The sequence below is a fragment of the Pseudomonas nitroreducens NBRC 12694 genome (assembly GCF_002091755.1).
GTDB lineage: Bacteria > Pseudomonadota > Gammaproteobacteria > Pseudomonadales > Pseudomonadaceae > Pseudomonas > Pseudomonas nitroreducens.
The window spans coordinates 393,227-419,103 of record NZ_BDAI01000002.1 but is presented as its reverse complement, the minus strand read 5'-3'; the positions used below and the strand labels follow the sequence as shown (position 1 = coordinate 419,103).

Annotated in this window: 23 protein-coding genes; 9 read left to right on the top strand and 14 right to left on the bottom strand. The window is 66.0% G+C overall.

The genetic code is table 11. The annotated features are described in order from the left end of the window. Positions 1–121 precede the first annotated feature (121 nt). Positions 122–1,450: an OprD family porin gene (locus PNI01S_RS07765; RefSeq protein WP_084357752.1), complete on the bottom strand. Its 1,329-nt coding sequence runs from the start codon at positions 1,448–1,450 to the stop codon at positions 122–124. Positions 1,451–2,085: 635 nt separating this feature from the next. On the opposite strand from PNI01S_RS07765, the gene PNI01S_RS07760 reads away from it, so the two are divergent. The 3 genes from PNI01S_RS07760 (at position 2,086) to PNI01S_RS07750 (ending at position 5,263) form a co-directional block, all read left to right on the top strand. Then, complete coding sequence (locus PNI01S_RS07760) at positions 2,086–2,565, top strand: winged helix-turn-helix transcriptional regulator (RefSeq protein WP_037010161.1); 480 nt, start codon at positions 2,086–2,088, stop codon at positions 2,563–2,565. Between the two features lie 11 nt (positions 2,566–2,576). Further along, on the top strand, positions 2,577–3,704 hold the full coding sequence (locus PNI01S_RS07755; protein WP_084357751.1) for an HlyD family secretion protein: 1,128 nt from the start codon (positions 2,577–2,579) through the stop codon (positions 3,702–3,704). A gap of 71 nt (positions 3,705–3,775) precedes the next feature. Further along, the gene (locus PNI01S_RS07750) at positions 3,776–5,263 is read left to right on the top strand and encodes a DHA2 family efflux MFS transporter permease subunit (RefSeq protein ID WP_223186874.1); all 1,488 of its coding nucleotides are present in this window, start codon (positions 3,776–3,778) and stop codon (positions 5,261–5,263) included. Here PNI01S_RS07750 and PNI01S_RS07745 read toward each other — a convergent pair. From PNI01S_RS07745 to PNI01S_RS07735, 3 genes are all read right to left on the bottom strand, one after another. Next, positions 5,257–6,159 (bottom strand): LysR family transcriptional regulator, encoded by a 903-nt coding sequence (locus tag PNI01S_RS07745; protein WP_037010157.1) that lies wholly within the window; start codon positions 6,157–6,159, stop codon positions 5,257–5,259. The genes PNI01S_RS07750 and PNI01S_RS07745 overlap by 7 nt on opposite strands. Before the next feature lie 73 nt (positions 6,160–6,232). Then, entirely contained in the window at positions 6,233–7,432 is a 1,200-nt protein-coding gene (locus tag PNI01S_RS07740) for an MFS transporter (protein WP_084357749.1), read from the bottom strand. Positions 7,433–7,552: 120 nt separating this feature from the next. Further along, positions 7,553–8,458, bottom strand: coding sequence for a LysR substrate-binding domain-containing protein (locus tag PNI01S_RS07735; RefSeq protein ID WP_024762853.1), 906 nt, complete (start codon positions 8,456–8,458; stop codon positions 7,553–7,555). A gap of 106 nt (positions 8,459–8,564) precedes the next feature. Here PNI01S_RS07735 and PNI01S_RS07730 point away from each other — a divergent pair, with 106 nt between their 5' ends. Continuing rightward, the gene (locus PNI01S_RS07730; protein WP_037010155.1) at positions 8,565–9,068 is read left to right on the top strand and encodes a GNAT family N-acetyltransferase; all 504 of its coding nucleotides are present in this window, start codon (positions 8,565–8,567) and stop codon (positions 9,066–9,068) included. Between the two features lie 17 nt (positions 9,069–9,085). Beyond that, positions 9,086–9,580: a GNAT family N-acetyltransferase gene (locus PNI01S_RS07725; RefSeq protein WP_065084814.1), complete on the top strand. Its 495-nt coding sequence runs from the start codon at positions 9,086–9,088 to the stop codon at positions 9,578–9,580. 47 nt (positions 9,581–9,627) lie between these two features. Here the strand turns inward: PNI01S_RS07725 and PNI01S_RS07720 are convergent, their stop codons facing one another. The 8 genes from PNI01S_RS07720 to PNI01S_RS07685 all read right to left on the bottom strand — a co-directional run bounded on the left by PNI01S_RS07720 (position 9,628) and on the right by PNI01S_RS07685 (position 19,925). Beyond that, complete coding sequence (locus PNI01S_RS07720; protein ID WP_024762852.1) at positions 9,628–10,029, bottom strand: YjjA family protein; 402 nt, start codon at positions 10,027–10,029, stop codon at positions 9,628–9,630. A gap of 71 nt (positions 10,030–10,100) precedes the next feature. Further along, entirely contained in the window at positions 10,101–11,189 is a 1,089-nt protein-coding gene (locus tag PNI01S_RS07715; RefSeq protein WP_084357748.1) for a glycerophosphodiester phosphodiesterase, read from the bottom strand. A gap of 145 nt (positions 11,190–11,334) precedes the next feature. Beyond that, entirely contained in the window at positions 11,335–13,527 is a 2,193-nt protein-coding gene (gene katG, locus PNI01S_RS07710) for a catalase/peroxidase HPI (RefSeq protein ID WP_065084812.1), read from the bottom strand. Positions 13,528–13,855: 328 nt separating this feature from the next. Then, positions 13,856–15,709, bottom strand: coding sequence for an amidohydrolase (locus PNI01S_RS07705; RefSeq protein WP_084357747.1), 1,854 nt, complete (start codon positions 15,707–15,709; stop codon positions 13,856–13,858). Between the two features lie 11 nt (positions 15,710–15,720). Continuing rightward, a complete protein-coding gene (locus PNI01S_RS07700) occupies positions 15,721–16,539 on the bottom strand; it encodes an alpha/beta fold hydrolase (protein ID WP_037009685.1) in 819 nt (272 codons plus the stop codon). A gap of 80 nt (positions 16,540–16,619) precedes the next feature. Next, positions 16,620–17,189: a putative antibiotic biosynthesis monooxygenase gene (locus PNI01S_RS07695; RefSeq protein ID WP_024762847.1), complete on the bottom strand. Its 570-nt coding sequence runs from the start codon at positions 17,187–17,189 to the stop codon at positions 16,620–16,622. A gap of 196 nt (positions 17,190–17,385) precedes the next feature. Then, positions 17,386–18,765, bottom strand: a complete 1,380-nt coding sequence (locus PNI01S_RS07690) for an ATP-binding protein (protein ID WP_084357746.1) — start codon at positions 18,763–18,765, stop codon at positions 17,386–17,388. Positions 18,766–18,968: 203 nt separating this feature from the next. Beyond that, positions 18,969–19,925: a GlxA family transcriptional regulator gene (locus tag PNI01S_RS07685; RefSeq protein ID WP_164488255.1), complete on the bottom strand. Its 957-nt coding sequence runs from the start codon at positions 19,923–19,925 to the stop codon at positions 18,969–18,971. Between the two features lie 345 nt (positions 19,926–20,270). On the opposite strand from PNI01S_RS07685, the gene PNI01S_RS07680 reads away from it, so the two are divergent. The 3 genes from PNI01S_RS07680 (at position 20,271) to PNI01S_RS07670 (ending at position 22,668) form a co-directional block, all read left to right on the top strand. Next, the gene (locus PNI01S_RS07680; protein ID WP_024762844.1) at positions 20,271–20,927 is read left to right on the top strand and encodes a hydrolase; all 657 of its coding nucleotides are present in this window, start codon (positions 20,271–20,273) and stop codon (positions 20,925–20,927) included. Between the two features lie 62 nt (positions 20,928–20,989). Beyond that, a complete protein-coding gene (locus PNI01S_RS07675) occupies positions 20,990–21,406 on the top strand; it encodes a DoxX family protein (protein WP_084357745.1) in 417 nt (138 codons plus the stop codon). Next, on the top strand, positions 21,403–22,668 hold the full coding sequence (locus tag PNI01S_RS07670; RefSeq protein ID WP_084357744.1) for an OprD family porin: 1,266 nt from the start codon (positions 21,403–21,405) through the stop codon (positions 22,666–22,668). The genes PNI01S_RS07675 and PNI01S_RS07670 overlap by 4 nt, the downstream gene beginning before the upstream one ends. Position 22,669: 1 nt before the next feature. Here the strand turns inward: PNI01S_RS07670 and PNI01S_RS07665 are convergent, their stop codons facing one another. Next, the gene (locus PNI01S_RS07665; protein ID WP_084357743.1) at positions 22,670–23,878 is read right to left on the bottom strand and encodes a YbfB/YjiJ family MFS transporter; all 1,209 of its coding nucleotides are present in this window, start codon (positions 23,876–23,878) and stop codon (positions 22,670–22,672) included. A gap of 134 nt (positions 23,879–24,012) precedes the next feature. Between PNI01S_RS07665 and PNI01S_RS07660 the strand changes: the two genes are divergently transcribed. Further along, positions 24,013–24,888, top strand: coding sequence for a LysR family transcriptional regulator (locus PNI01S_RS07660; protein WP_084357954.1), 876 nt, complete (start codon positions 24,013–24,015; stop codon positions 24,886–24,888). Here PNI01S_RS07660 and PNI01S_RS07655 read toward each other — a convergent pair. Further along, a complete protein-coding gene (locus PNI01S_RS07655; RefSeq protein ID WP_084357742.1) occupies positions 24,878–25,870 on the bottom strand; it encodes an MBL fold metallo-hydrolase in 993 nt (330 codons plus the stop codon). The two genes, PNI01S_RS07660 and PNI01S_RS07655, sit on opposite strands and share 11 nt — an antisense overlap. Between the last annotated feature and the right edge of the window lie 7 nt (positions 25,871–25,877).

Sequence of the window (25,877 nt, the reverse complement as noted above, 5' to 3'; positions counted from 1 at the left end):
ACCCGTAGGGCACATAACCTGGAACAGGTTATCCGCCGCCAGCCAGCTAACGGCGGATAACGCTGGCGCGTTATGCGGCCCTACGGATGTTCCGCGGTGTCCTCCAAGGTGCGCACTGGCGTTACAGGATCGACAGCGGGTAGTCGACGATCAGGCGGAACTCATTGACGTCGCCTTCCACCTGGTCGGCATTACCACGGTGGATCGCCTCGCGCAGGCGCAGGGACAGGTCCTTCGCCGGCCCGGACTGCACCACGTACCTGGCTTCCAGGTTGGTCTCGTGGTGCTTGCCATCCTCGCCGTAGCCATAACCGCGGTACTGGCTATCGGCAGCCATTTTCGTGCCGTCGATACCGTGGCCGTTGACGTAACGGGCCATGAAGCTCAGGCCGGGAATGCCGTAGGTGGCCATCGCCAGGTCATAGCGCAGCTGCCAGGACTTCTCCTCCGGACCGTTGAAGTCCGAGTACTGGATGGAGTTGGCGAGGAAGATCGAGTCACCGGTGTCGCCCGGGCCGTTGACCCCAAAGGCCACGTAGTCGAACGGCGTGTCGCCGTGGACCTTCTGGTAAGCCAGCGTCAGGGTGTGTGCGGTAAGGAATGTATATGCGGCGGCGGCTGACCAGGTGGTGTTGCTGATCTCGCCGGCCTTGGCGCTACCGTCGTCGTTGGTGCGGTAGATGTTGAAATCGAAGTTCATCGACTGGTCGTCCGCCAGCGGCAGCGTGTAGTTGGCGTTGCCGTAGTACTGACGCCACACATCCTCCAGCTTGGAGGCGTAGAGCAAGAAATTCAGCGCGTCGTTGACCGCGTACTTGCCGCCCACGTAGTCGATGCTGCTGGCCTCGACGTTGGCATAGGAGGCCCAGATGCCATGGTCGCCGTTGGTGGTCACCGGGCCATTGCCGCCGGTGAAGTGGCCGCCGTCCAGGTCCAGCCCCTCGATCTCGCTGCTGAGCACGTTGAAACCGGTAGCGGTCTGCGGAAACAGGCGCGTGCCGCCGGCGGCGAATACCGGCGCGGTGGGCTGCAAGTCGCCCCAGCGCAACTCGGTCTTGGACACGCGCAGCTTCACGGCGCCCCCGGCACGGCCGTATTCGCCTTCCGGCGAATCATCGTCACGCACTGGCAGGTTGCCGGTGCCGGAGGTGCCGGCGCCGCCATCCAGGCGGATACCCCAGTTGCCGAAGGCTTCCACGCCGAAACCGACGGTACCCTGGGTGAATCCCGAGCTGTAGTTCAGCGTGAAGCCCTGGGTCCAGTCCTTGCGGTCCCGGTCTCCGGACTTGCGGTCGCTGTTGTAGTAGTAGTTGCGCATCAGCAGCGAGGCGGCGCTGCCTTCGATGAAGCCGGTGGCTTCGGACTGATCGGCAACGGCGGCGGCATGCGCCAGCTGGAACGGAATGCCGGCGACGATCGCCCCCAGCATGGAAAGACGGAAAGCAGACATCTTCTACCCCTTTGTTGGACTTGTCTTGGCAGGCGTATCGATTGAATCCTGAATAACTTTCTTATGTTTCCCCGCCATAGGCAGAGCGAGCGAAGAGATAACAATCCGCCGCCTCGCCCTCCAACCAGCCTTGTCGATAGTTGATATCGAGACGAATGATTAAGCATTTGTCGCTATCGCCATTAAGCTTGCGCCCCGATGAAGAACATGAGTCCCGGATGCCCGCTCCAGAGCGTCCGGAGGATTGCTCCACTTCATCATCCTTTGGTTTGGCCGCCTCCCCAGGCGGCCTTTTTTTGCCTGCAGGAAAGTTATGGAACAAGTGTTCCAGGCCATTCCCGGATAATTCTCCTGGCCAATTTCAAACTCTTCCAAAGATGGTTTCAGGGCAACTTCCCAAGATTTCTCCGGGCAACTTCCGCAGAATTGGGCAACTCTTTCCGCAACGGTGATATCTCCTCGGCGTACCGCTCATCCCCGCGCCCCTTTCCCCGTCGATGAGTCACTTGCGCAAAGCAAGCGACCCCATTAGATTACAACCATAATCTTTCTAGCCGCCTTTGGCCTGACGCCCTGCCAGGCCCGTAGCAAGGCGGCCCGATTAGATGACGATATTCATGTAAAGAGAGACCGACATGCGCAGATCCAGCTTCGAAAACCTCCCCTGCCCCGTGGCCCAGGCGCTGGACCTGATCGGTGACAGTTGGAACGTGCTGATCCTTCGCGAAGCCTTCTACGGCTCCACGCGCTTCGACCAGTTCCTCGCACGATTGGGCATCGCCAGCAACGTCCTCACCCGTCGGCTGCGCGCACTGGTGGACAGCGGCCTGCTGCAGCGCCGCCAGTACAACGACCATCCGCCGCGCTTCGAATACCTGCTCACCGATCGCGGCCGTGACCTGCGCCCGGTGCTGCTCACCCTGTTGCAGTGGGGCAAGCGCCACGCCGGCAAGGCCAGCGCCGCCGAACTGGTGGACACCCGCACGGGCCGGCCAGTGCGTATCGCCCTGGTGGACGCCGACAGCGGCGAAGCCATCGGCCCGCAGCACCAGATCCATCGCCGCGAGGGCGACCAACTCGTCCCTGCCCACGTCCCACAAGCCGATCACGCCTGAGCGAGGCCGCCATGAACCAGCCCGTCACAATTCCCACCACGCCGGCCGTCGACACGGCAAGACCGAAGTCGCGCAAGGCCCTCAAGCTCGCTGTCGCAGCGGCTGCCATCCTCGGCGCGGGCGCGTACGCCGGGCACTGGTGGCTCGACGGTCGCTTCCTGGAAAAAACCGACGATGCCTATGTCGGCGGCGACGTAACGGTGATCAGCCCACGCGTCGCCGGCTACATCGCCGAGCTGAAGGTGAGCGACAACCAGTTGGTGCATGCCGGCGATCTGCTGGCGCGCATCGATGATCGCGATTACCGCGCCGCGCTGGCCAAGGCGGACGGCGCCGTGCATGCCGAGGAAGCGGCGCTGACCAATGTCGATGCCCAGGCCTCGCTGCAGGACGCGCTGATCCGCCAGAGCCAGGCGGAGATCGACGCGGCCGCTGCCGAGGAAGTGCGCACCCGCGACGACCAGCGCCGTTACGCCACCCTGGTGCGCACCAATGCCGTGTCGGTGGAAGCCGCGCAGCGCGCCGACGCCAGCTTCAAATCCGCCCGCGCCAACAGCGACAAGGCTCGCGCCAGCCTGCTCGCCGCACGCCGTCAGCTCGACGTGATCCAGAGTCAGCGGCAGCAGGCCCAGGCCGCCCTGGAGCAAGCCATCGCCGCCCGCGACCTGGCACGCCTGAACCTGAGCTACACCGAGCTGCGCGCCCCGGTGGACGGCTACATCGGCAACCGCCGCGCACGGGTCGGCAGCTATGTCGCCGCCGGTACGCAACTGCTGGCCGTCGTCCCCGCGCAGGGCCTGTGGGTGGATGCCAATTTCAAGGAGGACCAACTGGCCCGCATGCAGCCTGGCCAGGCGGTGGCCATCGAGGCCGACATCCTTCCCGGCAAGGTCTTCCATGGCCACCTGGACAGTCTCGCCCCGGCCACTGGCGCGCAGTTCAGCATCCTGCCGCCGGAGAACGCCACCGGCAACTTCACCAAGATCGTCCAGCGCGTGCCGGTACGCGTGCACCTGGACGACGCCGACGGTCGCCTCGGCAACCTGCGCCCCGGCCTTTCCGTGCTGGTGGAAGTGGATACCCGTGCCCATGACCATGGCGATGCCGACCAGCGCGTCGCCCAGAGCAACCGGCCGTGAGCCTCTGGAGCAACGAGGTGGTGCCGGTGGAAAGTCTTTCCACCGGGCGCAAGGTGATCTCCTTCGCCTGCATGTGCCTGGGCATGTTCATCGCCCTGCTGGACATCCAGATCGTCTCCGCCTCGCTGCGCGACATCGGTGGCGGACTATCGGCCGGCGCCGATGAACTGGCCTGGGTGCAGACCAGCTACCTGATCGCCGAGATCATCGTCATCCCGCTCTCCGGCTGGCTGTCCAAGGTGCTGTCCACACGCTGGCTGTTCGCCGCGTCGGCGCTGGGCTTCACCCTCACCAGCCTGCTCTGCGCCATGGCCTGGAATATCCAGAGCATGATCGCCTTCCGCGCACTGCAGGGCTTCCTCGGTGGCTCGATGATCCCCATGGTGTTCACCACCGGTTTCCTTTACTTCGACGGCAAGCAGCGGGTGATTGTCGCTGCCACCATCGGCGCCATCGCCTCCCTCGCGCCGACCCTCGGCCCGGTGGTCGGCGGCTGGATCACTGATATTTCCTCCTGGCCCTGGCTGTTCTACATCAATCTGGTGCCAGGGTTGTTCGTCGCCATCATGGTGCCGATCATGGTGCGCATCGACAAGCCCGACCTGTCGCTGCTCAAGGGCGCCGACTACCCGGCGATCCTGCTGATGGCGCTGTTCCTCGGCTGCCTGGAATACACCATGGAGGAAGGTCCGCGCTGGAACTGGTTCAGCGACGACACCATCCGCGCCACCGCCTGGATCTCCGCACTGTGCGGCATCGCCTTCATCTACCGCAGCCTGACCGCAGCGCACCCCATCGTCGACCTGCGCGCCCTGAAGGAACGCAACTTCGCCCTCGGCTGCCTGTTCAGCTTCGTCACTGGCATCGGCATCTTCGCCACCATCTACCTCACGCCGCTGTTCCTCGGCCGTGTGCGCGGCTACGGCGCGCTGGACATCGGCCTGGCGATCTTCTCCACCGGGATCTTCCAGATCATGAGCATCCCGCTCTACGCCGCCCTTGCGCGGCGCGTCGACCTGCGCTGGATCCTGCTGCTGGGGATGGTGATGTTCACGCTATCGATGTACGAATTCGCCCCGCTGACCCACGACTGGGGCGCGGCGCAGCTGATGTTCCCGCAGGCCCTGCGCGGTATGGCCCAGCAGTTCTGCGTGGCGCCCACGGTGACACTGGCGCTCGGTTCGCTGCCCCCGGAACGCTTGAAGCTCGCTTCCGGGCTGTTCAACCTGATGCGCAACCTCGGTGGCGCCATCGGCATCGCTGCCTGCGCCACGGTGCTCAACGACCGCGCCAACCTGCACTTCCTGCGCCTGGCGGAGCACCTGAACAGCAGCAACGAGGCGCTCAACCAGTGGCTGGCACCGTCCATGGACCTCAATGGCGAACCCTCGCAACAGGCGCTGAAACACCTGTGGGACCTGACTTGGCGCGAGGCGCAGACACTGACCTTCGCCGATGCCTTCCTGCTGGTGGGCGCTTGTTTTGCGGTGACGCTGCTGCTGGTGCCGCTGATGCGCAAGATCGCCCCGCCCACGCAGCCCAGTGCGGACGCTCACTGAGCCGCGAGGATCTCCTCGAGGAACGCAACGAACACGCGGATGCGGCTGGAGTCGCGCAGGCTCGGCGGGTAGAGCGCGTTGATGCTGCTCACCGTGCTGCCGGGGTAGGTCTTGTAGTCCGTCAGCAGCCGCGTCAGCCGGCCACTGCGCACGTCCTCGGCGACCAGCCAGTCGGATAGCAATGCGATACCGCCGCCGGCCAGGGCGGCTTCCCGGAGAACGTCAGCATTGTTGCTCTGCAACCGCCCCTGCACATTCAGTGCCCAGGTTTCCCGGCCGTCACTGCAGGACCAGGTCGCGTGCGGGCCGCCGTAGTCGAAGCGCAGGCACGAATGCTCCATGAGTTCCAGCGGATGCCGGGGCATGCCCGCGCCGCGCAGGTAGTCGGGGCTCGCCACCAGCCAGCGATCGAACCGGCCGATGGGCCGGCTGATGATGTCGTCGCTGATCAGCGTCGCCCCCAGGCGCACGGACAGGTCGATCTGCTGTTTGGGGAGATCGACGAGCTGGTCGTTCAGCGACAGGCTGATCTCCAGTTCCGGGTACTGCGCCAGCAGGCGCCCCAGGTGTGGTGCAATGACACGCCGGCCGAACTCCACCGGTACGCTGACCCGCAGTCGCCCTTTCGCCTCGCGGCCGCGGTCACTGACCAGGCCGTCGGCCTCCACCAGCGCCTCGATGATCGCCACGGCCTTGTCGTAATAGGCCTGCCCGGCAAGGGTCGGGCTGCTGTGACGGGTGGTGCGATTGAGCAGCGCGGCACCCAGTTCCGCTTCCAGCGCCGCCACCTGGCGAGTCACTGAGGATGTTGCCACGCCCAGCTTGCGGGCCGCCGCCGAGTAGCCGCCGCAACGGACGGTCTCGACGAACATCGACAGGGCCTGCAGTTTGTCCATGGCGGGACTCCGGAAACGGGAAATCCCGGAGTTTACCCAATCGCCCCCGCCTTCGCCTTGCACGCCTGTGCTCTCAGGCGTGGCGCTCGCCGCGGAGCAGGAAGAGCAAGGTGGCGACGGCCGGAACGACTGCCACGCCAATGGCGAACGGCGTCCAGCTGATGGTTTCGTACAGCGGGCTGGCGACCAGCGAACCGAGCGCGCCACCGACGAAGATGCTGGTCATGTACACCGCATTCAGGCGTGCGCGGCTATGCGGGTCGAGTGCGTACACCTCGCGCTGGCCGAGCACCATGTTCAACTGCACGGCGAAATCCAGCAGCACAGCACAGACCACCAGCCAGAGGCATCCGGCACCGGGCAGCGCCCCGAGCAACAAGGCCAATGGCGCCAGCAGCAAGGCCACCAGGGTGCCCTTGAACGTGTGGCCGGCATCCGCCAGCCGCCCGGCGATGGGCGCAGCCACGGCGCCCACGGCACCGACCAGGGCAAACAGCGCGACCTGGGTCTGGCTGAATCCGTGGTGGCGGATCAGTTCGATGGGCGCGATGGTCCAGAACGCGCTGAATGCAGCGAACAGCAGCCCCTGATAGAGCGCGCGTTCGCGCAGCACGGCGTAGCGCCGGGCCAGCGAGAACACCGAGCCGATCAGTTGCGGATAGGTGGCGCTGTGCGCCGGCAAGCGGCGCGGCAGCGCTATCGCCATCACCAGGGCGATCAGCAGCATCAGCAGCGACGCGGCAAGGAATACCCCGCGCCAGCCGAAGACCTCCGCCACCAGGCTCGACACCGGCCGCGACAGCAGGATACCCAGCAGCAGGCCGCCCATGATGTTGCCCACCACCCGGCCACGGGCCTCCTCCGGCGCCAGATGCGCGGCCAACGGTACGAGAATCTGCACCGCCACGGAGGTCAGGCCGATCAGCAGGGCGCAGGCCAGCAGCACCGACGGCGCACTTGCCAACCCGGCGCCGGCCAGGCACAGCGCCACCGCCAGGGTGAAACCGATCACCAGCTTGCGGTTCTCCAACAGGTCCGCCAGCGGCACCAGGAACAGCAGGCCGATGGCGTAGCCGAACTGGGTCAGCGAGACGATCAGGCTGGCGTGCTGGGTGGAGAGGCCGATGGCCGGGGCGATCAGCTCGACGATGGGTTGCGCGTAGTAGAGGTTGGCGACCACGGCGCCACAGCAGAACGCGAGCAGCGCGACCATCGCCGAGGAGAGGGTCGGCTGTGCATGGTCAGCCGGGTGGGAAGTCGAAGCGGAGTTCATGAGCAATCCTTGAACGGGAAACAGTGCCCCCAGACTATGCCGGCAACCTTCCGGGCAGAATCGGTCGGGCCGGCAACACAGCGGTGCGCAATACGCAACGCTGTCCACCGACGCGGCGCTTCAGGCCATATCGCTGTTGCTGAATTCCTCGGCCAGGAAGTCGATCAGCGTGCGCACCGAGGGCAACAGGCCACGGCGCGAAGGGAAGATCGCATGGACGATGCCGCACTTGGGCGACCAGCCCGGCAGCAGTTCAACCAGCCTGCCGGCAGCCAGGTCCTCGCGCACCGCTACCCGCGGCACGTGGGCGATGCCGACACCCGCGAGGACGGCGTTGCGCAGGGCCGGCAGGTCGTCGGTAACCATGCGCGGCCTGTGCGAGATGAGCAGGCGCTCGCCCTCGTCGTTGAACAGTTCCCACTGGTACTCGCGCTGCATGCCGCCCCAGTGCAGGCTGGGCAATTGCCCAAAGCCCAGGGGCGAGCTGTCACCGGCCATGCGTTCGAGGAAGTCCGGACGCCCCACCAGGCACTGGGTACTGTTGCCCAGTACCTTCATCACCATGTCGGTGTTCTCCAGCGGCGGGAAACGCACGCGCAACGCGATGTCGAAGCCCTCGTGGAGCAGATCGACGCGGCGGTTGGTGCTCTCGATGAACAGTTCCACCAACGGGTACTTGAGCATATAGCGGGTGAGCATCGGGCCAACCCAGGAGTTGAGCAGCGTCGTCGGACAGGCCAGCCGAACGAGCCCGCGCGGCTCCGCACGGTTGCGCTCGATCACCTCCGAAGCGCCTTCCGCCTCGATGCGCATGGCCACGCAGCGCTGGTAATACTCCTGGCCGATCTCGGTCAGCGAGCAGAGCCGGCTGGTGCGGTGCAGCAGGCGCACGCCCAGACGCTCCTCCAGTTGGGCGATGCGCCGGCTGAGCTTGGACTTGGGAATGTCCAGCGCGCGGCCGGCGGCGGCGAAACCACCCTGCTCCACCACCTGGGTGAAGTAATAGAGGGTGTTGAGGTCTTCCATGGATCGTTCTCCGCATGGAACGCTGGGGAAAGCTGCGCAGCTTACCGTATCCCGTGGTGCGAGACGCGCTACAGTGTCCACCGACGAACACTCGAGAACACGTCCCATGGATTACGCCATTCGCCCTGAACGCCCCGAAGACGTCGCGATCATTCGCGAGGTGACCACCGCCGCCTTCGCCATGGCCGAGCACAGCAGCGGCACCGAAGGCGCCATCGTCGACGCCCTGCGCGCGGCGGGGGCGCTGAGGATTTCCCTGGTTGCGACGGAGGAAGACCAAGTGGTAGGCCATGTGGCTTTCTCTCCCGTCACCCTGGATGGCGCGGACATCGGCTGGTACGGGCTCGGGCCGGTTTCCGTGCGGCCTGACCTGCACGGCCTGGGACTTGGAGCGGCGCTGATCAGCGCCGGACTGGAGCGTCTTGAAAAGCTCGGTGCGAAAGGCTGCGTGGTGCTGGGCGACCCAGCCTACTACCGGCGATTCGGCTTTCGTCAGGACCCGGCGATCCACTATCAAGGCGTGCCGCCGGAGTACTTCATGGCCCTGTCGCTGGACGGTTCCAAAGCCAATGGCGAGGTCGCCTACCACAGCGGTTTTTCTGCCTCCTGAATCCGGAACTGCGCCTCATGCCCCTATCGATCCGCCTCGCCAGCGTTGCCGACATCGACAGCCTCTTCGACATTCGCACCAGCGTGCGGGAAAACCACTTGAGCCGCGAGCAGATGGCGGTGCTGGGTATCACGCCGGCGGTGCTGGCCGAGGCCATCCAGTCAGCAGCCTGTGCTTGGATCGCGGAAATCGACGGCATGGCCGTCGGCTTCGCCATGGTGGATATCGCGTCAGGAGAACTCTTCGCGCTGTTCGTGCGCCCGGAATACGAGGGCCACGGCGCAGGCCGCCAACTGCTGGGCATGGCCGAGTACCAGCTGTTCCGTGAACACGAGAACATCTGGCTGGTGACCGATGGCGGCGACGGTATTCGCGCCAATGCCTTCTACCGCAAGCACGGCTGGCAGTTGGCCGCGCGCCTGGATGAGCGCGATGTGCGTTATGAAAAAACGCGCTCGGCGCAAAGGTGCGGCGTGACCGGTGATCCGATCGCGGACGACGTCCGCTCCTAGAAAGGGTCGCCCTCTAAGGAAGCGGACTCACTGATTCGGCGCTCGGCTCAAAGCAGCGACTTGCCCTGGCTGAGCACCTTGTCGCACACCTGCCTGGTCACCTTTTCCTTGATACCGCTGCCGGACAGGTCGAGGCTCTTGCCGTCCTTGCCGGTGAGTATGCCCTTGGCGCCGTCCTTGTAGCCGCTGTCGCTGGTGGTGGTGTTGCCGGGCAGCTTGCCGAGCAGTTTGTCCTTCACCTGGGTCGCTGCATCGGCATTGAGGTAATTGTTCTTCGCACAGAATTCCAGGACCCCGGCGACGTTGCTACTGCTGCTGGAAGAGACCGAGGAAAGGTTGCCCAGGCCGCCAAGGCTGCCGGCGACATCGCCCAGGGACGCGGCCTGGGCCAGCGACCAGGGCAGCAGTGCGACAGCGAGGACCGCGGGAATCAGTTTGCGGGTAGTCATGGGAATCTCCTGACGAAGGACACGAAGTGAAAGACCACTGCGAGTGTAGTCCCCCTCCCGCAATACCTCTTTCAATAGCCCACCGACTTCAGCACCTCGTCCACGCCCTGGCTCGGTGGCCGGCCGAGGAACATCAGCAACTGGTCGGTGCGGTTGGTGAAGAAGCCATCCACGCCAGCCTTGCTCAGCTTGTCGAAGTCCACTGCGTCGTCGACGGCGTAGGCATGCACAAACAGGCCTCGCTCATGGGCGGCCTGGTTCATCCAGGGTTGCACCAGGTCCATGTAGCTCTGGTCGCCGCGAGCGGTAAGGGTCGCCGACGGGCCGCTGCCCAGGGCGCCGTTGGTCTTGGCCCAGTCGAGCCAGGCGAAGAGCTCTTCCTTGGACTTCACTTCCTGCCTGGCATAGAAGTCCGCTTTGATCTTCTCGCCGGACTGGGCAAAGGTGGTCGACTGCTTTGCCGCCATGTAGCCGTCGCCGACCCACAACAACAACACTTTCGGCACCTTCGGCATGCTCTTTTGCAGCAGTTCCAGGCTGCTCTTCTCGAAGGTCTGCAGCACGATTCTGCCCTGGGGCTCGCCATCAGCATTGAGCCAGCCACGGTTCTCCAGGACCTTGCGCAGATCCTCCTCGATGCCGGGGAACTGGCCTGGTGCCTTGGTTTCCAGGTAAAGGCCCGGGGTCTCGCCGCCGCCTTCGGCGATATCGATCAATTCATCGAGCGTGAGGATGCGCGCACCCGCGTACTTGGAGCGGGCACGCTCGGGATAGGCCATGTTGAACCAACTACCGGCGTCCAGGCGCTTGAGTTCGGCCAGGGTGAATCGGCTCACCGGATCCTTCTCGCGGCCAGGGAATACCTTGGCAATGTTGGTGGTGCGTTCCAGGGTGTCGTCGTGCACCGCCACCAGCACCCCGTCCTTGGTGCGCTGCAGGTCCGCTTCCAGGTAGTCCGCGCCCAGATCACGGGCGGCGAGATAGGCCGGTGCGGTTTCCTCCGGAGCATCGTGGGAGGCGCCGCGGTGGGCGATCACCGTCGGCCACGGAATGCCGGCGGCCTCGCTCAGGGCGCGGCCGGGCGACTCCGCGGCGCTGGCGGTGAAGCTGGCGGTAGCCAGCGCGAAGGTGCCCAGTACAGCGATGATGCGACGGCGCATGTGCGAACCCCCATTGGCTGGGTAACGGATTAGCGGCCCAGTCTGCCGCCGGCCTGTGAAACTCTTGCGACGGCCGGCACCCGCAACAACGACAAGGCCCGCGAACGATCGCTCGTCCGCGGGCCTTGTGCTCGTTGCTGCCCGATCAGCGCGGCAGGTCGAAGCGGTCGAGGTTCATCACCTTGGTCCAGGCCTTGACGAAGTCATGGACGAACTTGCGTTCGCCGTCCGAGCAACCATAGACCTCCGACAGCGCCCGCAGCTGGGAGTTTGATCCCAATAGCAGGTCGATGCGGCTGCCGGTCCACTTCGCTTCGCCGGTCTTGCGATCACGGCCTTCGAACTGCTCATTGGCGTCCGAGGTCGGTTTCCAGACCGTGGCCATGTCCAGCAGGTTGACGAAGAAGTCATTGCTCAGGGTGCCGGGACGCGTGGTGAACACGCCGTTCTGCGAGCCGCCGGTGTTGGCGCCGAGCACCCGCAGGCCGCCGATCAGTACGGTGACTTCCGGTGCGGTCAGGGTCAGCAGTTGCGCCTTGTCGATCAGCAACGCCTCTGCCGGCACCGCGAACTTCGACTTGAGGAAGTTGCGGAAGCCGTCGGCCACCGGTTCCAGCATGCCCACCGAGTGCACGTCGGTCTGCTCTTGGCTGGCGTCCATGCGGCCCGGCGCAAAGGGTACGCTGACGGAGTGCCCCCCTTTGCGCGCGGCCTCTTCCACGGCGGCATCACCGGCCAGCACGATCAGGTCGGCCAGGGAGATCTTCTTGCCGCCAGTAGCGGAGGCGTTGAATTCCGCCTGGATTTCGCCCAGCACGCCGAGCACCTTGGCCAGCTGCTCCGGCTGGTTCACCGGCCAGTCCTTCTGCGGCGCCAGGCGAATGCGCGCGCCGTTGGCGCCGCCGCGCTTGTCCGAACCACGGAAGGTGGAGGCCGAGGCCCAGGCCGTGGAGACCAGCTCGGAAATCGACAGGCCCGAGGCCAGTACCTTGGCCTTGAGCGCAGTGATGTCCTTCTCGTCTACCAGCGGATGGTCGACCGGCGGGATCGGATCCTGCCAGATCAGTTCCTCTTTCGGTACTTCCGGCCCCAGGTAGCGGGCCAGCGGGCCCATGTCGCGATGGGTCAGCTTGAACCAGGCGCGGGCGAAAGCGTCGGCGAACGCCTCGGGATCTTCGTAGAAGCGCCGGGCAATCTTCTCGTAGACCGGGTCCACGCGCAGGGAGATGTCGGTGGTGAGCATCGACGGCGCACGACGCTTGGACTTGTCGTGCGCATCGGGAATGCTGCCGGCACCGGCGCCGTTCTTCGGCTGCCACTGGTGCGCGCCGGCCGGGCTCTTGGTCAGTTCCCACTCATAGCCGAACAGGTTCCAGAAGAAGTTGTTGCTCCAGCGCGTCGGCGTCGACGTCCAGGTGACTTCCAGGCCGCTGGTGATGGCGTCGCCGCCGGAGCCGGTGCCGAATGTGCTGACCCAGCCCAGACCCTGGTTCTCCAGGCCGCCGGCTTCCGGGTCGACCCCGACGTTATCCGCCGGGCCCGCGCCGTGGGTCTTGCCGAAAGTGTGGCCGCCGGCGATCAGGGCGACGGTTTCCTCGTCGTCCATGGCCATGCGGGCGAAGGTCTCGCGGATGTCTCGGGCGGCAGCCACCGGGTCGGGGTTGCCGTTGGGGCCTTCCGGGTTTACGTAGATCAGGCCCATCTGCACCGCGGCCAGCGGGTTCTCAAGGTCGCGGTCGCCGGTGTAGCGCTTGTCGCCACCCAGCCAGGTGGTCTCTTCGCCCCAGTACACGTCCTGGTCCGGTTCCCAGACGTCCTCACGGCCGCCGGCGAAGCCGAAGGTCTTGAAGCCCATGGACTCCAGGGCGACGTTGCCGGTGAGGACGATCAGGTCGGCCCAGGACAGCTTGGCGCCGTACTTCTGCTTGATCGGCCAGATCAGCCGACGGGCCTTGTCCAGGCTGACGTTGTCCGGCCAGCTGTTGAGCGGAGCGAAGCGTTGCTGGCCACGACCGGCGCCGCCACGGCCATCGCCGATGCGGTAGGTGCCGGCGGCATGCCAGGCCATGCGGATGAACAGTGGGCCGTAGTGGCCGAAGTCGGCGGGCCACCAGTCCTGGGAGTCGGTCATCACGGCGCGCAGGTCGGCCTTCACCGCTTCCAGGTCGAGGGTCTTGAAGGCCTCGGCATAGTTGAAGTCCTCGCCCATGGGGTTGGACTTGGAAGAATGCTGGTGCAGCAGGTCCAGCCTCAGCTGGTTGGGCCACCAGTCACGGTTGGAAGTACCACCACCAGCGGTCTGGTGGAACGGGCAGCTACCTTTCTTTTCTTCACTCATTGCAGGCTCCTTGGGGGCGCCTATCGTTGGCGCCTTGTATTCGCACAACCCATCAGAAGATAGATCAAACGGGGCGGGCTGCTATTGCAGTTTTCGATTGGCTGAAGCGGTAAAAGGCTATCGATGAAGGGTGGCCAAAGGCCTCATCGCGGGAGACGTTAACGGACGCAGTTGTCATCGATGGTGCAGGAGCGAGCTTGCTCGCGAACCCGCTTCACGTAGGCGTGACGCTCCAGGGCGATTCGCGAGCAAGCTCGCTCCTACAAAGAACCTCGCCCATTGGATGAACGATTACAATCCGGCCCTCGCGGGCCGGACTCTCACACCGTCAGAATGCGAAGCAGGAACAGCCGAACGCGCCCCAGAAGCCGGCGAAGTCGCTCACCGGCACGTCTTTCGTGCGCGCACGCTCATGGCTGTGCCCATGCACGCCGCAGGAACCGACGCACTGGTGCACGGCCTGCTGCAACGGGGCCTGCGGGCGCCAGTGGCCAGGGACCATGGCCACCGGGGACCACTCCGGCACCACCGGGATGCTCGGCGGAGCCAGCTTGTCGAACTCGCGGTCGCCATGGACGATCTTGCCGCCGACGACGGTGAGCACGGACTCGATGGTCTTGATCGCCTCTTCCTCGACGCTGAAGAAGTCCTCCGACAGCACCGCCAGGTCAGCCAGCTGGCCAGCCTTGAGCATGCCCTTCTTGCCCTGCTCGCTGGAGAACCAGGCGCTGCCGTGGGTGAACAGCTGGATCGCCACTTCGCGCGACAGCCCTTCCGGGTACAGGCTCAGACCGCCCACGGTCTTGCCGCTGACCATCCAGTACAGCGAGGTCCAGGGGTTGTAGCTGGAGACACGGGTAGCGTCGGTGCCGGCGCCGACGGGAACGCCTTCGGCGAGCATGCGCTTGATCGGCGGCGTGGCCTCGGCGGCCTGCCTGCCATAACGGTCGACGAAATACTCGCCCTGGAAGGCCATGCGGTCCTGGATGGCGATGCCGCCACCCAGCACCCTCACCCGCTCGATGTTCTTCGGCGTGATGGTCTCGGCATGGTCGAAGAACCACGGCAGGCCATTGAACGGGATATCGCGATCGACCTTCTCGAACACGTCGAGCATGCGCGAAATGGACTCGTCGTAGGTGGCATGCAGGCGGAACGGCCAGCGTTGCTCCACCAGGTGGCGCACCACCGGTTCCAGCTCGGCTTCCATGGTGCCGGGCAGGTCCGGACGCGGTTCGAGGAAGTCCTCGAAGTCGGCCGCCGAGAACACCAGCATCTCGCCCGCACCGTTATGGCGCAGGAAGTCGGTGCCCTGGCCGTAGGTCACGCTGGAGGTCCAGTTCCGGAAGTCCGCCAGCTCTTCCTTGGGCTTCTGGGTGAACAGGTTGTAGGCGATGCGTACGGTGAGCTGGTCGGCGTCGGCCAGCTGCTGGATCACCTGGTAGTCGTCCGGGTAGTTCTGGAAGCCGCCGCCGGCATCGATCACGCTGGTCAGGCCCAGGCGGTTCAGCTCGCGCATGAACTGGCGGGTCGAGTTGACCTGGTACTCCAGCGGCAGCTTCGGCCCCTTGGCCAGGGTCGCGTAGAGAATCATCGCGTTGGGGCGGGCAATCAGCATGCCGGTGGGCTCGCCGTTGCTGTCGCGGACGATCTCGCCACCGGGCGGGTTCGGCGTGTCCTTCGTATAGCCGACGACACGCAGCGCGGCGCGGTTGAGCAGCGCGCGGTCATAGAGGTGCAGGACGAACACCGGGGTGTCCGGCGCCGCCTGGTTCAGCTCTTCGATAGTCGGCATGCGCTTCTCGGCGAACTGGAACTCGTTCCAGCCGCCGACCACCCTCACCCATTGCGGCGACGGCGTGCGCTGTGCCTGCAGGCGCAGCATTTCCAGGGCGTCGTGCAGCGACGGCACGCCTTCCCAGCGCAGCTCCAGGTTGTAGTTCAGGCCGCCGCGGATCAGGTGCAGGTGCGAGTCGTTGAGGCCGGGGATGACGGTACGGCGATTGAGGTCGACCAGTTTCGTCGAGGCGTCGCGATAGGCCATCGCCTGGGCGTCGGTGCCCACGACGAGAAACTTGCCGTCAGCGATGGCCACGGCGGTGGCGTGCGGGCGCTCGGGGTCGACGGTGTGCAGCTTGCCGTTGAACAGGATCAGGTCTGCATTGCGCTCTGCGTTACTCATGTTCGTGACCCTCAGCGTTGCAGGAAGGCCAGCAGGTCTTCGTTGAGTTGTTGCGTGTGAGTGACGGCGAATCCATGGGGAGCACCGGCGTAGACTTTCAGTTCAGCACCCTGGATCTGTTCGGCAGCCAGCTTTCCGGTAGTCTCGAACGGCACGATCTGGTCATCATCGCCATGGATCACCAGGGTCGGCACGTCGACCTTGGCCAGGTCGGCACGGAAGTCGGTCTCGGAGAAGGCGCCGACGCAATCGATGGTGCCCTTGAGCGAGGCCAGCAGCGCGATGTTCAGCGTCTGGGCGAGCACGCCGTCGGAGACTTTCTGGCCATGGTTGGTGCCGTAGAACGGCGCGGCGAAGTCGGCGATGAACTGCGCGCGATCCTGCAGCAGGCCGGCCTTGATACCGTCGAATACAGCCCCGTCGACCCCCTGTGGGAAGTCGGCGGCCTTGCCGAAGATCGGGGTAACCGCGCCCAGCAGCACCAGGCCGGCGACGCGCGAGGTGCCGTGGCGGCCGATGTAGCGGCTGACGTCGCCGCCGCCCATGGAGAAGCCCACCAGCGTGACCTCGCGCAGGTCAAGGTGCTCGATCAGGCCGGCGATGTCGTCGGCGAAGGTGTCGTAGTCGTAGCCGTCCCACGGCTGGCTGGAGCGACCGAAACCGCGGCGGTCGAAGGCGATGGTGCGGTAGCCGCGGCTGCTCAGGTACTGCATCTGGTATTCCCACATGTCGCCGTCCAGTGGCCAGCCGTGGCTGAACAGCACGGGTTTGCCGCTGCCCCAATCCTTGTAATAGATCTCGGTGCCGTCGCGGGTGACGAAAGTGCTCATGGAAACTCCTCTGCCTGCCATGCAGGACGATGTGGGGACGGGCGCCAGGGCGCCCCGTGAGGGGAAAGTCAGGGGAAAGATCAGTCGGCGTTGAGCCAGCCGGCGCAATGCCGGGTCACCCAGGGCATGATCAGGTAGACCACCGGGAGGACGATGCACAGGGTTACCAGCAGGTTGCTCGGCACCACGCCGGCCAGCACAGGGAAGCGCTCGAACGCGGGCCCCCAGAGCGGCGGAATGACCATGGTCAGCGGGCTGATCACCAGGTAGGTGAGCAGCGCCTGCTTCCATTTCGGTGGCTGGCGAACGTTGCCGTGCTCGGGGGTGAACCAGAATTCGGCGTCGTTGTGGATCAGCGGGTGGTCACCCTCCTCCAGCAGCGGCAGGACCTCGGCGACCAGCTCGGCACGCTCGCGGGAATCGATCCAGGCTTGCAGCTGGCCGGCCCGGGCGAAACGCACCACGGTGGTGAACATCGCGCCTTCGCCGTCGGGGCGGATCACGTTCACGCCCAGGTGGCCGGGCTGCTGGCGCGCAGCGGCAACGGTGCGGCGCAGCCAGGCTTCATAGCTGGGCAGGGCTTCGCAGCGCACCTTGTGGTGGACCACCAGCGTCACCACGCTGTTCAGATCGATGGCTTCGGCGCTCATGGGTGTTCCGGGCTCGGGGTTGAGGTCCGGTCACTATGGCTGCGGTCGCGGCTGGCCTATTGGACGCATGTGCTGGGTTGGGCTTTTGCTTTTCCAGGGTGACGAACCCGGAACGGGCTATCGCCGACAGGGCGGGTTACCTTGCGGTGACAGAGTTTTCGAGTCCGCCCCAGCGCTTGGGTAATCGAAGGTGCGATTAAGCGGCGCTGATAGCCAATTCGGCTACATCGACCTGCCGCATATACGCCCGCGCCGTGTGGGGCAACCGGTAGCGTACCTCGCACTCGCCCTGCTCCACCCACAGCAGCGACTTGTCCGCCAGTTGGCGCACCGCCGCGAATGCACATTCGCGGCACAGGGAATTGCCATCGAGCGAGGCCACGGCCGCGTCGAGCGTGAAGTCCTCGTCCAGTTGCGCGAGCAGGCGAAGGCAGCGTTGCTCGGCAACATCCAGCAACCCGTAGCTCCAGTCATAGGTCGCCCGCAGGCTCTGCTGCCGCGCCGGCGCGGTACGGCGGCCGGGCATCAGCAGTTGCATGGGCGTATCCAGCAGGGCCGGCAGCCCGGTGAGACCGAGGATGCCCACCTGCCGCGCCGCCATCTCGATGGCCAGGGGAATGCCGTCCAGGCGCCGGCAGATATCGATGATCGCGCGCACCTGGCCCGGCTTGAGTTCGAAGCGGTCGCAGACTTCCCGCGCACGCATCACGAACAGCTGAACCGCCGAACTGCACATGGCCAGTGCCAGGGGCGCGTCGTCCTGCGCGGGCACCTCCAGCGGCGGCAGGCGCAGCACATGTTCGCCTTCCGCGCGCAACGGCTCGCGGCTGGTGGCAAGAATGCTCAGCGCCGGATGCAGGCGCAACAGGTACTCCACCGCCTCGGCGCAGCGCTCGGCAAGGTGCTCGCAGTTATCCAGCAACAGCAGGGTCGGCTCCTGCACCGGCTCGCGCAGGAGGACGGCGAGGTTCTGGCTGAGGGAGATGCCATCCGGGTCGATGGACAGATCGAGGAAGCGCACCTGGCTGAAATGCTTGTGCAGCGACTCGGCGCAGTGGATCGCCAGGGAAGTCTTGCCCATGCCCCCAGGGCCGACCAGGGTCAGCAGGCGCGTCGCGGGCAGCTGCCTCACCACCCGTTCCAGCAGCGCCTGGCGGCCGACCAGGCCCATCAGCAGCACCGGCAGGTTGCTGGCGCGCACCTCGCAAGGCAGTGCGACAGCCTGTACCGGGGCGGTGACGGTTTCCACCACACCGACGAAGCCATAACCACGCAGCGGCACGTTGGCGATGTAGCGTTCGCCGGTGCGGCCTTCGCCGAGGGCGCGACGCAGGGCGGCGATGTGTACGCGCAGGTTGATCTCTTCGACCACGGTGTTGCCCCACACCTGGGCGATGATCGTATCCTTGCCGATGATCTCGCCGGGCTGGCGGATCAGCACCTGGAGAATGTCCAGTGCCCGGCTGCCGATGCGCACCGGGCGGTCCCCCTGCAGCAGCTGGCGCTTGTAGGGATGAAACTGGAAGCGACCGAACTGCAGGATGGTCTCGGTGCGGTTTTCCGTGCTTTCGCTCATTTCCTGCTCACGTCTTTAGTCCGACGGATCGCTCTACAACAAGGCCTCCAGGCGATCTGGTCAGAACCGAGGTGACGCGCCCCTGATTGGTGGTCAGGGTATTTTCCCGTCCTCGTGTGACAGCGCAATTCCCGCAGGGGGAAGGATTCGGCCAACTAGGGTGCGCCGGACGGTCAACCGGCATGAAACGCGGCGCACTACCATCAGGCGAAGCCGAACTGCTCGCGGTACTGGCTCGGCGTCATGCCGATGCGTTCGCCGAATACCGTGCGCATGTGCCGGGGGCTGCCGAAGCCGCTGCGACAAGCCACCTGCTTGAGTGGCAGGTCGCTGCTTTCCAGCAGCTTGCGCGCGTGGTCGATGCGCGCGCTCTGTACGTACTGCATGGGCGTCATGCTGGTCTCGCGCTGGAAGGCACGGGCGAAGTTGCGCGGGCTCATGGCCACCTGTTCGGCCAGGCGATTCACCGTCAGCGGCTCGTCGATGTGGTCCACCACGAAGGCCTGTGCGCGGGCGATCACCGAGCCGTCGCGCACCACCGACACCAGCAGCGGGCCGAACGGCGTCTGCCCGCCCTGGCGCTTGAGCACCACCAGCAGCACCTTGGCGACTTCCAGCGCGATGTCCTTGCCGTGGTCCTCGGCGACGACGGCCAGCGCCATGTCGATGCCGGCGGTGACCCCGCCGGAAGTGATCAGGTTGCGGTCGATGACGTAGATACGCTCGGCCTGCACCTGGGTGCGCGGGTACAGCTGTGCCAGGCGCTCCAGGTAATTCCAGTGGGTGGTGCAACGGTAGCCGTCAAGCAACCCGGCCGCGCCGAGCAGGAAGGCTCCGGTGCACACCGCGCCATAGCGTTTCGCCGCGCGCGCCGCTGCCGGCAGCCCGGCAGTGAGCGCCTCGTTGCGGCCGTTGTAGGCGCCCGGCCCGCCGGGCACCAGCAGCAGGTCGACGCCCGCCAGCAGTGCTTCCAGCGGCAGGTCCGCGCTCATCTTCAGGCCGCTGGAGGCGCGCACGGCCTCGGGCTTCGCCGCCACCGTCAGCAACCGGTAGTGCTGCTCCGGCGGCAGGTAGCGGTTCGCCATGGAGAACACCTCCATCGGCCCCGTTACATCCAGCGCCAGCACATCGTCGTACAGCACCATGGCCACTGTTTTCATTCTTCTACTCGCACGCAAGCGGGGCTTGGCGGTCTCGCGTGCCCCGGTATGGAAAAAACCACTGTACCCATTCGCCACGACGGCGAATCGCACGTTTGCATCATTCTCCGCCAGGTGGGCCGAGCACACAGGTCCAATAAATGGCGGGGCGGCGGAACCATAGTCTGCCCATCAACGCCCTCGGGCGGGCCTTGCAGAACTGCAAAGTGGCCGTGCAAGGCTGTCTGTTCCGCGCCTTTCGCCGATCGGCAAAGATGCGTCCACGGTTCGGCACCGGCTACGGCAGTCCGGGCCCATCGACCACTCGAACCTCATCCACCCACGCCATCCACAAGGACCATCGCCATGACCGCCATCGCCAAAGCCGTTCCCGGCAAGACCCTGCTCAACCCCACCGACCACACCCTGATCATGATCGACCACCAGTCGCAGATGTCCTTCGCGACCAAGTCCATCGACGCCGTGACCCTGCGCAACAACGCCGCCCTGGTGGCCAAGGCGGCCAAGGAGTTCGACGTTTCCACCATCCTCACCACCGTCGCCGAGAAGAGCTTCTCCGGCCCGATCTTCGACGAGATCAAGTCGGTCTTCCCCGAGCACAACGTCATCGACCGCACCAGCATGAACACCTGGGAAGACCCGCGCATCGCCGTGGAAGTGAACAAGTTCGGCAAGCAGAAGATCGTCCTGGCCGGCCTCTGGACCTCCGTGTGCATCGTCGGCCCGGCCCTGTCGGCCATTGACCAGGGCTTCGAGGTCTACGTCATCGCCGACGCCTGTGGCGACGTCTCCACCGAGGCCCACGAAATGGCCCTGCAACGAATGATCCAGCTGGGTGCCCGCCCGATGACCTCCCTGCAGTACCTGCTGGAGCTGCAACGCGACTGGGCCCGCGGCGAGACCTACGATGCCACCGTGAAGACCTCCATCGAGCATGGCGGCGCCTACGGCCTGGGCCTGATCTACGCCAAGACCATGTTCAACGCCAGCGAAGGCCACTGAGCCCAGGCACCGGATAGGGGCGGCATTGCCGCCCCTTTTTCATTTGCAGGATTGACGACACCATGCCGACCCCCGACCGCTCCGGCGCGCTAGCGCTGCTGTTCATGCGCGTTGCCGCCGCACTGCTGCTGCTCCAGGTGCACGGGCTGCCCAAGCTGCTGCACTGGCAAAGCGAGCTGCAGCACATCGAAGACCCCTTCGGCCTCGGCCCTGCGCCAACCCTGGTGCTGGCGGTGTTCGCCGAAGTGCTCTGTCCGATCCTGCTGATCCTCGGCGTGTTCGCCCGCCTCGCCTGCCTGCCGGTGATCGCCGTGCTGCTGGTGGCACTGGTGTTCGTGCACCCGCAGTGGTCGCTGGAGGAAGGCCAGTTCGCCTGGTGGATGCTGATTCTTTTCGCCGGTCTGGCGATTGCCGGGCCGGGAAGCTATCGCCTCGTCCTGCCCCGCCCTGGCGCCCTCCACACGGAGCCCGGACCGTGAGAAACGCCCTGCTTCCCTGCGCCCTGGCGTTCGCCTGCGTTCCGGTCCACGCCGCCGACTGGTCGCTGCTGTCGCGCAATTACTTCCTCGACAACGACTACCGCAGCCCCGGCCCCAACGGCCAGAGCCTGCGCCGCGAATGGGCGCAGGGTTTCATCGGCAAGTTCAGCAGCGACGTCACGCCCGGCACCATCGGCCTGGGCGTCGATGCCCATGCCTTCCTCGGCCTGAAGCTCGATGGCGGGCGCGGTCACGCCGGCACCGGCCTGCTACCGCTGGACAGCGACGGCCGCAGCGAGAGCGATTACTCCGATGCGGGTGCCGCGCTGCGTCTGGTGCACGAAAAAACCGGCCTGGCCTGGGGCGAAATGGAAGTGGAGACGCCGGTATTCGACACCGGCGACAAGCGCCTGCAACCCGAGTACGCCACCGGCTGGTTTATCGACGACAGGAGCCTGCCGGGCCTGCGCCTGCAAGCCGGGCGCTTCACCGCCTTCAAGAACCAGAATTCCAGCTCCAGCCACGGCGAGTTCGAAGGCTACGGCGCCAGTACCCGCTTCGGCGGCCTGAGCCTGGCCGGCGCCACCTGGAGCGCACCCGATGCGAACTGGGGAGGTGCACTCTATGCCAGCCAACTGGACGACGTCTGGCGCCAGGGCTACGCCAACCTCAATGGCCGAGTCGGTCGCTGGTCGGTGGACGCCAACCTGTACAAGACCGGCGACACCGGCAGCGCACGCGCCGGCAACATCGACACCCTGGCGTGGAGCCTGCTAGGCAAGGTCGCCCTGGGCAGCCACGCACTGAGCCTTGCCTACCAGAAAGTCAACGGCGACACACCCTTCGACTTCGTCGGCGGCGACTCCATCTACCTCGCCAACTCCATCAAGTACGCCGACTTCAACGGCCCCGGTGAGCACTCCTGGCAAGCGCGTTACCAGTGGGACGGCGCCAGCGCCGGGCTTGCCGGCCTGACTCTGTCCGCGCGCTACGTACGCGGCAGAGGCATCGACGGCACCCATGCCCCGTGCGGGGGTGCCTACAACCCCCTGGAGGGCGCCACCTGCCAGCCGACCTACGGCGACGGTGGGCGTCACTGGGAACGCGACCTGGACCTCCGCTACGTGGTCCAGTCCGGTCCGGCCAAAGACCTGGCCCTGAGCTTCGCGCAAGTCTCGCACCGCGCCAACGACGCCCAGGGCGGAGCGGATATCGACCGCCTCTACGTGATCATCGAGTATCCGCTCAAGGGCGCGTTCTGACTCAGCCATGGGCGGTTTCAGCCACTGCGGACGATGCCTTGAACAGCAGCGCCAATTCCATCAGCAGCGCCAGGACGATGGCTCCGGCGGCCACCGCGAACAGCAACGCGTAGTGCCCGTGGCTCGCAGTGAAGAGCGCCGAGTAGGCGTAGCCGGCAATGGCCTGGAAGCTGGCGAAGGAGACGGTCGCACGGCTCCAGGTGGCATTCTGCGCAGCGTGGCCAGGCACCAGTTGATGCACCCGCGCCAGGGCCAGCGGCACAATGCCCGGCGGGAACGAACCGATCACCAGACTGGCGACGCCCAGCAGGCGCAGGTCGCCGGTTTCCAGCAACAGGCCGAGGGCGATGAATTGCGCCACCAGCACCAGGCGGATCGCTGCCCGCGCCCCGAGATGATCGGCAAGGAAGCCGTAGACCACCGGCCCGACGATGGCACCGACACCATACAGTGTCCAGATCAGTGCGCCGCTGTGAGTGCCGGCGCCCAGCCCGCGGGCGACGTAGTCCACCAGGAACATCATCGGCGCCACCAGCGCAGACGCCATCAATGCGTACTGGGCGAACAGCACGTAGACGCCTGCCGAGGCTCGCGGCGCCGCGACATTGTGCGCCTGGGCGTGGGCGTGCTCCCGTGGCCAACCGAACCAACTGCTCAGGCTGAGCGCCAGGGCCAGCGCGCCGAGGCCCAGCCAGGCCTGCACCAGCCCCAGCGCCAGCAACAAAGGCACCAGCGTGCCGGAAGCGGCGATGCCCAGGCCGATGCCGAGGAAGATCGCTCCGCTGGCCAATCCACGACGACTGGCGACCACCTGCGGCAGGATGGTGCTGGCGGCCAGTACCATGATCACCCCGCCGGAAATCCCCGAGACCAGTCGCCAACAGAAGAACCACGCCTGGTTCAGCGGCCAGGCGCAGGCGAAGAACGACAGCGTGACCAGCAGCATCATGCCGCGCAGCACCGCGGCGCTCGACCAGCGCGCCGCCAGCGGGCGCCCGGCCAGGGCGCCGACCAGGTAGCCGGCGAGATTGGCGGCCCCCAGGTAGACCACGGCCGAGGCCGAGAACCAGTGCGCCTCGATCAGCGCCGGAATCAGTGGCGTGTAGGCGAAACGCGCCAGGCCGATGCCGACCAGACTGGCGCACAGGCCGGCCCAGATCGGCAACCAGAGGGAGCCTCGGCTGGCGAGGCGGGAAGCATCGGTATTCATGACAACCCCTATCGCGCCGTCGGGGCGGCGCCGTTGCTTGACAATGGGGAGATCATAAAGTCGCCAGAAGATGAAATAATGCAGCGAGTTTTCTTTCCAGGTTTGCATTTCTGCATCAAAGGAAAATCACCATGATGAACTGGGACGACGCCCGGGTGTTCCTCGCCCTGTGCCGCGAACAGACCCTGCGCGGCGCCGCCCGTGTGCTCGCGGTGGACCAGGCGACGGTGGGCCGGCGCCTGGCCTCGCTGGAACGCTCGCTGGAGGCAACGCTCTTCCTGCGTACCTCGGCCGGCTACAGTCTGACCGCCGCGGGCGAGATCGCCATGGCCGCGGCGCAGGCCATGGAGTCCTCCGCCGCCGACCTGCAACGGCAGATCCTCGGCATGGACGAGCGCATGAGTGGCGTGGTGCGGGTCACCACCACCGACTCCTTCGCCACGGACTACATCATCCCCGCCGTGGCCGCCCTGCACCGCGAGGAGCCGGGGATCGAGGTGCAGCTGCAGACTTCCACGCAGATGCTCAACCTGAGCAAGCGCGAGGCCGACATTGCCGTGCGCACCCACCAGCCGGAGAACCCCGACCTGATCGTACGGCGCCTGGCGCGCTGGGGCAGCGGGCTGTTCGCCTCCGCGCAGTACATCGAGGAGCGCGGCATACCCGAGCCGGGAACCGCCTTTGCCGGGCACGACCTGGTGGTCTACCAGCCATATCTGGATGCCGGCAAGGACCTGCTCCTCGCCTCCGAGCCGATCATCCGCGGGCGCATCGCCATGACCTGCACCTCCGGCTTCATGGTCCGCCGCGCGCTGGCCTGCGGCCTCGGCGTGGGCGAACTGCCGCTGCCAATGGGTGAGGCGGGCGGCCTGGTCCGCCTGTGGCCGGAGCGCCCGCCCTTGCCCTATGACGTGTGGTTGGTCACCCACAAGGACGTGCGCCATACGGCGCGGGTGCGGGCAGTGATCGATGCCATCGCACAGGCTTTCGCCCTGCCCGTCACTGGATGAACGGCACCTCCTGCGCACGCTGGTACGGGCCGTAAACCGCCGGTGCCCAGTTGAACGCCTTGCCGTCGCGGGTGATATGGCCGATGCCAGGGAACGGCAGGTGCGCGGCGGCCACCCAGGCGCCGTTTTTCGCCAGCGCGCCGAACTCCGCCTCGCGAGCCTTCACCGCCTGCTTCGGGTCGGTGTCGAAACGGATCGCCACCTCCGGGTGGGCGAACTGCACGGCGACGTTGTGAATCAGGTCGCCGATGAAGACGATAGCCTCTCCACCGGACTCGAAGCGGTAGCTGGTGCTGCCCGGCGTATGGCCACTGGTCGCCTCGGTCTGCAGCTCGGGCAAAGGCGAGGCCGGTGGCACGAACGTCCGCAGGCGATTGGTGGCTCGGTATGGCGCGAGCGACTGTTGCGCCACCTGGAAGAACTCGCGGGCCTTTTCCGGCGCCTGGTCTCGGCGCTTCTCGTCCAGCCAGTAATCCGCCTCGGCCTGGGTCGCGTAGACGGTGGCGTTGGCGAACAGCGCCCGGCCCTGCCCGTCCACCAGGCCGCAGACATGGTCCAGGTGCATATGGGTGAGCAGGATGCTGTCCACCTGTTCAGGCGCGTAGCCAGCGGCCTTCATGTTCTCCGGCAGGTGCCCGGCGGTGCCGCCGATGCACTGGCCGGCACCGCTGTCCACCAGCACCAGGTGCTTGCCGGTATTGACCAGGAAGGCATTGAAATTGGTCTGCACACGCTCGTCACCCATGGCGCTGCGCGCCAGCAGAGCACCGATGCGCTCGCGACTCAGGCCCAGCAACAGGCCCGGCGACAGATCGTTGTACCCGTCGTACAGCGCGGTGACTTCGTAATCGCCCACGGCCAGGCGGAAATAGCCCGGCGCCTGGGTCTTCGGCGCGGCCGGCGGCTCGGACCAGGCAACGGTGGAGACCAGCAGTGTGCTGGCCAAAAGCGTCAAGCAAGGGTTGCTGCGGGATGCCGGCATGGCGGGC

Coding starts and splice junctions, on each gene's coding strand:
- PNI01S_RS07750 (WP_223186874.1), top strand. CDS start 3,776: ATGTGCCTGGGCATGTTCATCGCCCTGCTGGACATCCAGATCGTCTCC.
- PNI01S_RS07665 (WP_084357743.1), bottom strand. CDS start 23,878: ATGAATACCGATGCTTCCCGCCTCGCCAGCCGAGGCTCCCTCTGGTTG.
- PNI01S_RS07680 (WP_024762844.1), top strand. CDS start 20,271: ATGACCGCCATCGCCAAAGCCGTTCCCGGCAAGACCCTGCTCAACCCC.
- PNI01S_RS07760 (WP_037010161.1), top strand. CDS start 2,086: ATGCGCAGATCCAGCTTCGAAAACCTCCCCTGCCCCGTGGCCCAGGCG.
- PNI01S_RS07745 (WP_037010157.1), bottom strand. CDS start 6,159: ATGGACAAACTGCAGGCCCTGTCGATGTTCGTCGAGACCGTCCGTTGC.
- PNI01S_RS07660 (WP_084357954.1), top strand. CDS start 24,013: ATGAACTGGGACGACGCCCGGGTGTTCCTCGCCCTGTGCCGCGAACAG.
- katG (WP_065084812.1), bottom strand. CDS start 13,527: ATGAGTGAAGAAAAGAAAGGTAGCTGCCCGTTCCACCAGACCGCTGGT.
- PNI01S_RS07700 (WP_037009685.1), bottom strand. CDS start 16,539: ATGAGCACTTTCGTCACCCGCGACGGCACCGAGATCTATTACAAGGAT.
- PNI01S_RS07765 (WP_084357752.1), bottom strand. CDS start 1,450: ATGTCTGCTTTCCGTCTTTCCATGCTGGGGGCGATCGTCGCCGGCATT.
- PNI01S_RS07675 (WP_084357745.1), top strand. CDS start 20,990: ATGCCGACCCCCGACCGCTCCGGCGCGCTAGCGCTGCTGTTCATGCGC.
- PNI01S_RS07705 (WP_084357747.1), bottom strand. CDS start 15,709: ATGAGTAACGCAGAGCGCAATGCAGACCTGATCCTGTTCAACGGCAAG.
- PNI01S_RS07755 (WP_084357751.1), top strand. CDS start 2,577: ATGAACCAGCCCGTCACAATTCCCACCACGCCGGCCGTCGACACGGCA.
- PNI01S_RS07715 (WP_084357748.1), bottom strand. CDS start 11,189: ATGCGCCGTCGCATCATCGCTGTACTGGGCACCTTCGCGCTGGCTACC.
- PNI01S_RS07655 (WP_084357742.1), bottom strand. CDS start 25,870: ATGCCGGCATCCCGCAGCAACCCTTGCTTGACGCTTTTGGCCAGCACA.
- PNI01S_RS07725 (WP_065084814.1), top strand. CDS start 9,086: ATGCCCCTATCGATCCGCCTCGCCAGCGTTGCCGACATCGACAGCCTC.
- PNI01S_RS07730 (WP_037010155.1), top strand. CDS start 8,565: ATGGATTACGCCATTCGCCCTGAACGCCCCGAAGACGTCGCGATCATT.
- PNI01S_RS07690 (WP_084357746.1), bottom strand. CDS start 18,765: ATGAGCGAAAGCACGGAAAACCGCACCGAGACCATCCTGCAGTTCGGT.
- PNI01S_RS07735 (WP_024762853.1), bottom strand. CDS start 8,458: ATGGAAGACCTCAACACCCTCTATTACTTCACCCAGGTGGTGGAGCAG.
- PNI01S_RS07740 (WP_084357749.1), bottom strand. CDS start 7,432: ATGAACTCCGCTTCGACTTCCCACCCGGCTGACCATGCACAGCCGACC.
- PNI01S_RS07685 (WP_164488255.1), bottom strand. CDS start 19,925: ATGAAAACAGTGGCCATGGTGCTGTACGACGATGTGCTGGCGCTGGAT.
- PNI01S_RS07720 (WP_024762852.1), bottom strand. CDS start 10,029: ATGACTACCCGCAAACTGATTCCCGCGGTCCTCGCTGTCGCACTGCTG.
- PNI01S_RS07695 (WP_024762847.1), bottom strand. CDS start 17,189: ATGAGCGCCGAAGCCATCGATCTGAACAGCGTGGTGACGCTGGTGGTC.